Origin of the sequence: Nitrosomonas sp. (genome assembly GCF_019752095.1) — a bacterium.
Taxonomy (GTDB): Bacteria; Pseudomonadota; Gammaproteobacteria; order Burkholderiales; family Nitrosomonadaceae; genus Nitrosomonas.
Map to the genome: position 1 here is coordinate 1 of NZ_JAIEMO010000039.1, position 8721 is coordinate 8721.

General features: G+C 45.6%; 6 protein-coding genes, 1 pseudogene and 1 riboswitch. Of the genes and pseudogenes, 1 reads left to right on the forward strand and 6 read right to left on the reverse strand.

Annotated elements, in window-relative coordinates:
* The 5 genes and pseudogenes from K2Q13_RS11695 to K2Q13_RS11715 form a co-directional block, all read right to left on the reverse strand.
* Positions 1–298: pseudogene (locus K2Q13_RS11695) on the reverse strand (glycine dehydrogenase); the annotation flags it as partial.
* Positions 299–372: 74 nt separating this feature from the next.
* The gene (gene gcvH, locus K2Q13_RS11700) at positions 373–762 is read right to left on the reverse strand and encodes a glycine cleavage system protein GcvH (protein ID WP_292921311.1); all 390 of its coding nucleotides are present in this window, start codon (positions 760–762) and stop codon (positions 373–375) included.
* 52 nt (positions 763–814) lie between these two features.
* The gene (gcvT, locus tag K2Q13_RS11705; protein WP_292921312.1) at positions 815–1906 is read right to left on the reverse strand and encodes a glycine cleavage system aminomethyltransferase GcvT; all 1092 of its coding nucleotides are present in this window, start codon (positions 1904–1906) and stop codon (positions 815–817) included.
* A 42-nt stretch (positions 1907–1948) separates the two neighbouring features.
* Positions 1949–2052, reverse strand: a riboswitch (glycine riboswitch).
* Positions 2053–2321: 269 nt separating this feature from the next.
* Positions 2322–5438: a bifunctional proline dehydrogenase/L-glutamate gamma-semialdehyde dehydrogenase PutA gene (putA, locus tag K2Q13_RS11710; protein WP_292921313.1), complete on the reverse strand. Its 3117-nt coding sequence runs from the start codon at positions 5436–5438 to the stop codon at positions 2322–2324.
* 37 nt (positions 5439–5475) lie between these two features.
* Positions 5476–5913: a hypothetical protein gene (locus tag K2Q13_RS11715; protein WP_292921314.1), complete on the reverse strand. Its 438-nt coding sequence runs from the start codon at positions 5911–5913 to the stop codon at positions 5476–5478.
* A 492-nt stretch (positions 5914–6405) separates the two neighbouring features.
* On the opposite strand from K2Q13_RS11715, the gene K2Q13_RS11720 reads away from it, so the two are divergent.
* Positions 6406–8013, forward strand: a complete 1608-nt coding sequence (locus tag K2Q13_RS11720; protein WP_292921316.1) for an APC family permease — start codon at positions 6406–6408, stop codon at positions 8011–8013.
* Between the two features lie 76 nt (positions 8014–8089).
* Here K2Q13_RS11720 and K2Q13_RS11725 read toward each other — a convergent pair whose 3' ends face one another.
* On the reverse strand, positions 8090–8470 hold the full coding sequence (locus K2Q13_RS11725) for a rhodanese-like domain-containing protein (protein ID WP_292921317.1): 381 nt from the start codon (positions 8468–8470) through the stop codon (positions 8090–8092).
* Positions 8471–8721 lie beyond the last annotated feature (251 nt).

Genomic DNA, 8721 nt, shown 5'->3' on the forward strand with positions numbered 1-8721 from the left:
CTTGGTAAGGTGTGTAGGAAGAATAAAACTCTCCACGCGTGGTGATTTGCCAGACCGCCGCCGGGATATGATGTTCATAAGCACCCGCTCCAATGAAGTTTTGATAAAACCCATCTTGGGTGGCTCGCTCCATCATCAATCGAGCTATTTCCATTTCGCTGAGTCTGGGGGGAACGCCTGTTAGCTCGCCACTGATTAATTCTTTCGGAATTTCATCAAAAAGCTCTTCAATTGTTTTCGCACCAATGCTAGTAAGCATTTCGGCAATATCTTCTTTGGTATGTGGAATAAACGGCATGATTTATCTAAAGGACTTTAAGAAATAAGGTATAAAATAGTCAAATAAAAGCGCATTTCGATTCTAAGGTGATCTTAGTGATCTTCGTTCTCGACCAATTCGTTATAAGCAGCTGCATCCAATAATCCATCCAGCTCTGCTGTATTACTCGGTTTTAATTTAAACAGCCAAGCCGAATAGGCATCTTCGTTTATCTTTCCCGGCTCGTCGACCAACGGAGAATTCACTGCAGTAACTTCACCTGAAATGGGGGAATACACATCTGCAGCTGCTTTAACTGATTCCGCAACCGCGCATTCTTCTTTTTGTTTAAGCACACGCCCGACTTCTGGCAACTCAATAAATACCATATCCCCGAGTAATTCCTGTGCGTGATGGGAAATACCAACAGTTACTGTACCGTCGGCTTCAGATTTCACCCATTCATGAGATTTGCTATATTTTAAATTTGTTGGAATACTCATTTTTTCACTCCAGATTAATAAAGTAATGTAATATTTTTTAATTACTTGTTAATTAAACCAATACTTTGCCATTTCGCACAAACGGATATTTTACCACCTTTGCACGCAGCTTTTTATCGCGCACCACGACATCGACTTCATCTCCGGTGGCTATTTGTGCCGAGATGCGTGCCAAAGCAATCGATTGGTTCATGGTTGGCGAAAATCCACCACTGGTAATCTCGCCTGGGTACTCAACGCCATCTTTTTGTCCGACAACCTGCTGATGGCTCCGCAGTACACCACGATCAACCAATACCAACCCTACCAGTTGATGCGTAACGGCGGCATCCAACAATGTTTGTTTGCCAATGAAATCACGCTCGCTTTTCAGATCAACCGTCCAAGCCAGACCTGATTCTAACGGGTTCTTCGTTTCATCCATATCTTGCCCGTATAAATTCATACCGGCTTCCAAACGTAACGTATCACGCGCACCCAACCCGGCAGGAGCGACACCGGCAGCATACAACGCTTTCCAGAACGCTGGCGCATCCGCAGCGGGCAGAATGATCTCAAAACCATCTTCGCCGGTATAACCTGTCCGTGCGATAAAATATTGACCGACAACTGCGGATTGAAATTGTTTTAATTCTTCGGTCGCTGATTGAGAATCTGGAATGACTTGCCAGACTTTGGCGCGGGCATTTGGCCCTTGCACAGCAATCATGGCAAGATCGCGTCTTGGCGTAATCTCTAAATTAGGTGCCAGTTCATCGCGTTTTCTGAGCATCCAGGCGACATCTTTATCGGCTGTGCCAGCGTTGACCACGATGCGAAACCAGGTTTCAGACAGGAAATAGATGATCAGATCGTCGATGATACCTGCTTGCGGAGTCAGCATACAGGAATACAACGCCTTACCAGGAAGTGTCAATTTATCAACATTGTTTGCCACCAATTGACGTAAAAAATCGCGCACATTGTCGCCTTTAATATCGACTGGCAACATGTGCGAGACATCAAACATTCCCGCATCTTGGCGGACTTTATGGTGCTCGTCTAATTGTGAGCCGTAATGTAACGGCATATCCCAGCCACCAAAATCCACCATTTTGGCGTTCATATCGCGGTGGGTTTGATTAAGGGGTGTCATTTTCAGCACGGATTTTCTCCCGGAAATAAATAAAAGTCATTGCAGATGACTTCGCACCCCTCTGTCCTTTTTACCTGAGAGATTTACAGATTAGCATCCGCGTGCCCCTTCGGTGGCCAAAAAATAATCTCCTGGCACTCTCCAGATTGCCCGTCACAAGCGGTTCTTAAGGAACAAGTTTGACTTGACCATGCCTGAGCGATTCCGGGGGGGTTACGCCTTCGGCGGCGCTTCTTAGTAACTAGCGCGCTCTCCTGCTTGGACTTCAATGGCTGAGTGCGAACTATACTCTAGTAACAGCATTTTATACAAGCCATTCAAATAAATTTTGTAGGGAACAAATAAACTATCCGAGTACATAACAAATAATCTGGCCGATTTTAAATCGTTCAGATTCAGTTAATTTGGCAGCACCTCTTTTAACCTAGGAATCGCCAGTAGGTTTATTCTCGTGAAGTGACATTAGTGCAGCATTACCCCCTACTGCTGCCGTATTGACAGTGACGACTCGTTCAGTCGCAAAGCGCTGCAGATACAGGGGACCGCCAGCTTTTGGACCAGTGCCAGACAATCCTTCGCCACCGAAAGGTTGCGAGCCGACGACAGCGCCAATGATGCTGCGGTTGACATAGGTATTACCGCAATGGGTGTGGCGGGTGATATAGTCGATGGTGGTATCGATACGGCTATGGATACCGAGGGTGAGGCCGTAACCACTGTTGTTAATGGCTGCAACCACATCATTCAAACGACTGGCCTGGTATCGAATGATGTGGAGGATAGGACCGAATACTTCATGCTGGAGCTGGCTGAGTTTCTCGATCTCATAAACGCGCGGGGCAAAATAGCTGCCCTGTTCGCTGCTTTGAGGGAGTTGCATCGCCTTGATCAGACGTGCCTCGTTGTTCATTCGCTTGCTGTGCTGTTGCAGATCATCATGCGCGGACATACTGATGACGGGCCCGATATCCGTGTTGAGATGCATGGGATTGCCGATGCATAATTCATCCATCGCGCCGCTCAGCATTTCCAGAATTTGCGGCGCTATTTCATGCTGCAAAAAAAGCACGCGCAGTGCTGAACAGCGTTGTCCGCTACTGTTAAATGCAGAGGTGATAACATCTCTCACTACCTGTTCTGGCAACGCAGAACTATCGGCGACCATGCAATTCTGACCTCCGGTTTCTGCAATGAAAGGAAGAATACGTACGCCTTGAGCAAGCGCTTGGTTGATCTGTCGTGCTGTACTGATAGAGCCGGTAAATGCGACACCAGCAATGCGAGCATCACTCACCAGTTTAGCGCCAATTTCTCTGCCGCTACCCGGAATAAAATGCAGCACCTCTTGAGGAACACCAGCCTTGTGTAACAAGTGTATTACATACGCAGCACATAGCGGTGTCAGCGCTGCCGGCTTAGCAATAACACAATTACCGGCAGCAAGCGCAGCCGCAATCTGACCGGCAAAAATGGCCACTGGAAAATTCCACGGGCTGATGCAGATGAACACGCCGCGTCCCATTAGTTGCAATTGACTCCTTTCCCCTGTGATACCAGGTAATGTGATGGGGTGCTCAAAATGTTGGCGTGCCTGAGTGGCATAGTAGCGGCAGAAATCAATAGCTTCGCGCACTTCGTTGAGCGCATCCTGAATGGTGCGTCCACCCTCACGAATGATACGCGCCATCAATTCGACACGCTGCTCCTCAAATTGCTCTGCGGCCCGTTCTAAAAATGCAGCGCGCTCATTCGCGCTGCGGTTAGCCCATTCGGGTGCGGCGTCATGCGCAACACTAAGTGCTTTATCAGCAGCGTTCATATCTGCGAGTAACACTTCGCCGATCACATCAGCACGATCAGCGGGATTGAGAATAGTTTGCGCGTTGCCTATGAGGACTTGACCATCGACGAAGGGTGCAGCATGCCATAGTTGTCGGCATGCTTCTTGCAGTGCTTGATCGAGGTGCTTGTGTACCTCGCGATCAGAAAAATTAATGCCGCTTGAGTTTAGTCGTGCCTCACCATAGAGATAGCGGGGTGTAGAAATCTGCGGATGGCGGCGTTCAAGCACACTAACAGGATCAGCGATGATCTCTTCCATAGTAATGCGCTTATTAACGATCTGATTAACGAAAGAGCTATTGGCACCATTTTCCAACAGTCTCCTCACCAGATAGGGAAGCAACGCATGGTAGTCGCCGACGGGCGCGTAGACGCGGCAATTGAATTCCGGATGCTCATCAAGTACGGCAGTATAAAGCGCCTCACCCATACCATACAAATGCTGAAACTCTAATGAACGAGATTCAGCCATGACAATAAGGGTGGCAACAGTACGGGCATTATGAGTGGCAAATTGAGGATAGAGCAAATCACCACTGTCAAGGAGGTGGCGAGCACAGGCAAGATATGAGACATCGGTCGCCGCTTTGCAGGTAAACACCTGATAATCGTCAAGACCACGCTCCTGAGCCAATTTGACCTCAGCATCCCAGTAAGCTCCTTTGACGAGGCGAACCGGAATCTGGCGTTTGTACGCGCGCGCCAATTGCGCGATCCAGTCAATAACAGGAATGGCTCGCTTCTGGTACGCTTGTACTGCCAAACCAAAACCATGCCAACCATCAAGCTTGTTGTTGCAATAAACGATTTCAAACAAGTCGAGCGAGAGATCAAGACGCTCCGTTTCTTCGGCATCAATAGTCATGCTGATGTTGGCAGCCTTGGCAGCAAGTGCTAAATCCAACAAGCGCGGTGTCAGTTCATCGAGCACGCGCTGCCTCTGGGTATATTCGTAACGGGGATGAAGCGCAGAAAGCTTCACCGAGATACTGGGATGATCCAACAATTCACTCTCGCAAACCTGCTCACCCAAAGTGGTAATAGCGTGGTGATAAGCACCCCAATAGCGCATAGCATCAGTGCTGGTGAGAGCTGCTTCACCGAGCATGTCGAACGAATAACGATAGCGTTTGTTTCCGTCCTCGCTACTGCGCATGAATGCTTCATTAATAGTGTTTCCCATAACGAACTGATATCCAATGAGACGCATTGCCTGTTTAATCGCCATACGGATCATCGGCTCACCGCTGCGTCTGACAAGACGGTTGAAGGATGATGAGGACGTCTCGAGCTTGACAACCTTGCCAGAGAGCAATAGTCCCCAAGTAGATGCATTGACCAGCCATGATGCGCTATGACCGAGATGACGACCCCATTCGGCTTCAGAAAGTTTATCCTGGATCAGTCGATCAGCAGTAGCCGCATCGGGAATGCGCAATAGCGCTTCGGCCAGACACATCAGCAACACACCTTCCTGCGTACTAAGGTCATACTCATGGAGCAGCGCATCAATACCATTCCGCGTCTGCTCTCTATTACGTACTTTATTTGCTAATTGTCGCGCTAGCACTTCTATTTGCGCTTGCTTTTGCTCACAAAGCTTGATGAGAGGAAGCAAAGTGTTGAGGTGTTCAGCCTCGTCGAGCAGATAGGAACTATTGATGGCAGCTCTGGAAGGAGTCAGAATGTCATGAATCATGATGGCCGATCAGGTCACCTTGGTGATTCTAAAAAAATCAATTCGCCTTTTCCTTAAGAAGTTTGCCTTCATTTCTCAGTAAGCCACCTTCTATTTCTAGATCTTGAATTATTTTCTTAATCTCTTCATTCTTCAAATCTGAATCAGAATCGAGTAATTTCTCTATGTCATTTTTCTTTTGATTCCAATCATTTTTTCTTTTTTCCCAACTATCAATTTCAACAACCAATTCGCCACCCTTTTCCTTTACATTACTCAAGAAATTACTAATATTCTGCAGGGACTTGTCATATTTTCCCTCTTTGAATTTTTCATATTCAGCTTCCAGAAGATCCGCACTAGCACCTACGACCTCGGCTCCCTTAGCAAAAATTTCTTGTGCTTGTTCCTTTTCTTGTTCTGTGCCAAAAAAATAGTTGTAACCCAGAAGCCCGATAACGAGAAAAAATGTGAAGGAAACAATTAATCGAATCATTGTAATTTTGCTTAAGATGATATTTACAACTATTATAAATCTAATTTTATCAATATTAATGAAAACCTCGGCTATGATTGTAAATGGCATCAAAATCAGCAAAGGGTAGTTAGCATAATAACGTGTTTATCGAGCGACTTTGGAAGAACGTCAAACACGAAGAACGAAGAAGTATATCCACACGTCTACGGCAGCGTAAATGATGCAGAGCGAGGCTTAGAGAAATATTTCATGTTTTTATAATCAAAATAAACCTCACACCGCGCTTGACGACAAAACGCTAGATGGATTCTACTTCGATAACCTGCCTGCAATACAAAGAATAGCGCAGGCGTTAATCGCAAGATTTCCAGTTTTAAGAAATGAGAAAAAACGAAAGATGCGTTTAAGAAACAGCTAGTGATCTTTGACTTAACTCACGATCTTTGCTACTTTTCGGCGCAAATTCGGAATATTCTATTCAGCACCCCCTATAAAACCAAGAGGTATGAGATGCATGAAGAAACAGTGATGCATGATTTAAAAGCCAAAGGTCTTAAAAAAGGCTCCGTATCCAAATGGGCTGCGGTGACGATCGGTCTAGCAGCAACCGCCCCGGCTTATTCTTTAACCGGAGCACTTGGCTATGGCGCAGCTGGAAGCGGCTATCAATTACCGATTGTATTCATACTTTCGGTAATTCCAATGTTTTTTGTTGCCTTGTCTTACAAGCACTTAACTACTTCTGCTCCAGATGCCGGCACTATTTTCACTTGGGGTACAAAAGCCATAGGACCGAGGTTCGGTTGGTTTGGTGGCTGGGCACTCTTACTAGCAAGTGTTTTGGCAGGCGTTGCCGCCACTCAAATTATGGTAAATGCGACGGCTTTTATTTTCGATCTGAATGATATCCCCAAGTGGTTTCATATTGGGGTAGCGGGCCTTTTCATTTTCAGCACAACCTATCTCACCGCGCTTGGTGCTAAAGAATCCTCTCGCACCACCATGATTCTGACAATCGCTCAATACAGCATTCTTATCGCACTTGCAGCATTCCTATTATTCCGTGTCATGCAAGGAAACGCTGTCAGTACCGCCGAGACATTTTCGCTTGAGTGGTTCAATCCATTTGCAATCACTTCATTTACTACCTTTCTGGATGGCTTTCTTATTGCACTCTTCATATTCTGGGGTTTTGATGCATCCTTGGCAATGTCGGAAGAAACGGAAGGTAGTGCAGAACAAGCTGGAAAAAGCGGTATTATTTCAATGATCATTACAGTTATCACTTATGTTGTCTTTTCCACTACAGCATTGGCTTATGCCGGTATAGATCCCAACCATCAATCGAGTCTGACGTTTAAGGACAATATTGATTCCAGCATAACAGTTCTTGCCACTGATATCATCGGCATCAAGGGCGCGTTGGTTGCTGCATTGATCATCGGAGTTTCTGCCTTCTCCTCCACAATGTCTACGATTATGCCTGCTGCGCGTGCTGCCTTAGCAATGGCGACTTACCGGGCAATTCCACAAAGGTTTTCTTCTGTTAACGAAGTAACACAGACTCCAAAATTTGCTACTTGGTCTATCGGCTTAATGACACTGATCATCTACAGTACGCTTAGTCTAATTAGTGAATCGATTATTAAAGACACGATTCATAGTGTCAGTATTGCAATCTGCACTTATTACTCAGTTGCAGCGTTATCCTGTGCGTTATATTTCCATCGCACGGCCTTTAATCACTGGCGCACAACTGTTTCACAAGTATTGCTGCCAACTATGGCCGCTATTGTGCTAATTGCAGTAGGAATTCTTCAAGCCTGGAATATGATGGATCCGGATTATGGATCAAGCGGATCAATTGCTGGCATGGGTGCGGTATTCCTAATCGGAGTTGTCGCATTATTCTTAGGAATTCCTTTGATGATGTGGTGGAACTTTCGGGATCCTAGATTTTTTCGTGGTGAAACATTACCACTTGAAAGAGCACATATGGTGTCCGACAACAATAGTCACAACACAAACTATACTGCCACTCGCCACATCAAAAATGGCAATTCTGCACAGCCAACTGAACAAACAGATTTATCGATTAAGGATGAAAAAAATCCGTGAGGTATTACATCTTTGCAACATTGACGATTAACTTCAGTAAAAGATGCTGCAATATGCAACAAGAATGACTGCTTTTCTAGATTGGTTTATCTTTCTCTAATGAAAATCCAGCATCACGCAATGCTTTAATCCCACCAATCAACGACAACACATTTTTGTAACCCATTAGCTGCAGCGTATCGGCCACCAAAACCGACCGATAACCTCCACCGCAATACAATATAATCGGCGCGTTTTTATCTGGTATTGCTGTTTCAATGTCACGCTCGATAATACCTTTTCCAAGATGACTAGCACCCGCTGCGTGATCTATCAAAAACTCATGATCTTCCCGCACATCAATGAAGTGGAATTGCATTCCTTGTGCTAGCCTGGCTTGCGCATCCGCTACTGTACATTCCTTTACACGTTTCCTTACTTGCTCTACTAATTTCAGGAATCCTGGATTATGCTGCATTATTTCTCTCTTGCATATTTGCATCAAGGGCTACGTGTCTTGCTGCACAGCCAAGACAAATATAACAAAGTTTTTATTTTTCACCTGATACCAGAATCCGTATCATACAAAAAACTGAATAGGCACAAATAAAAACCGGTACACCGGCTGTCTTGCGACAGTGGTGTACCGGTGTATTGATGCTATACCAGCTTCTTATAGCTTGGTAAAGACTGGAATTACCGCACCAGCAATACTGTTAATATAACGAT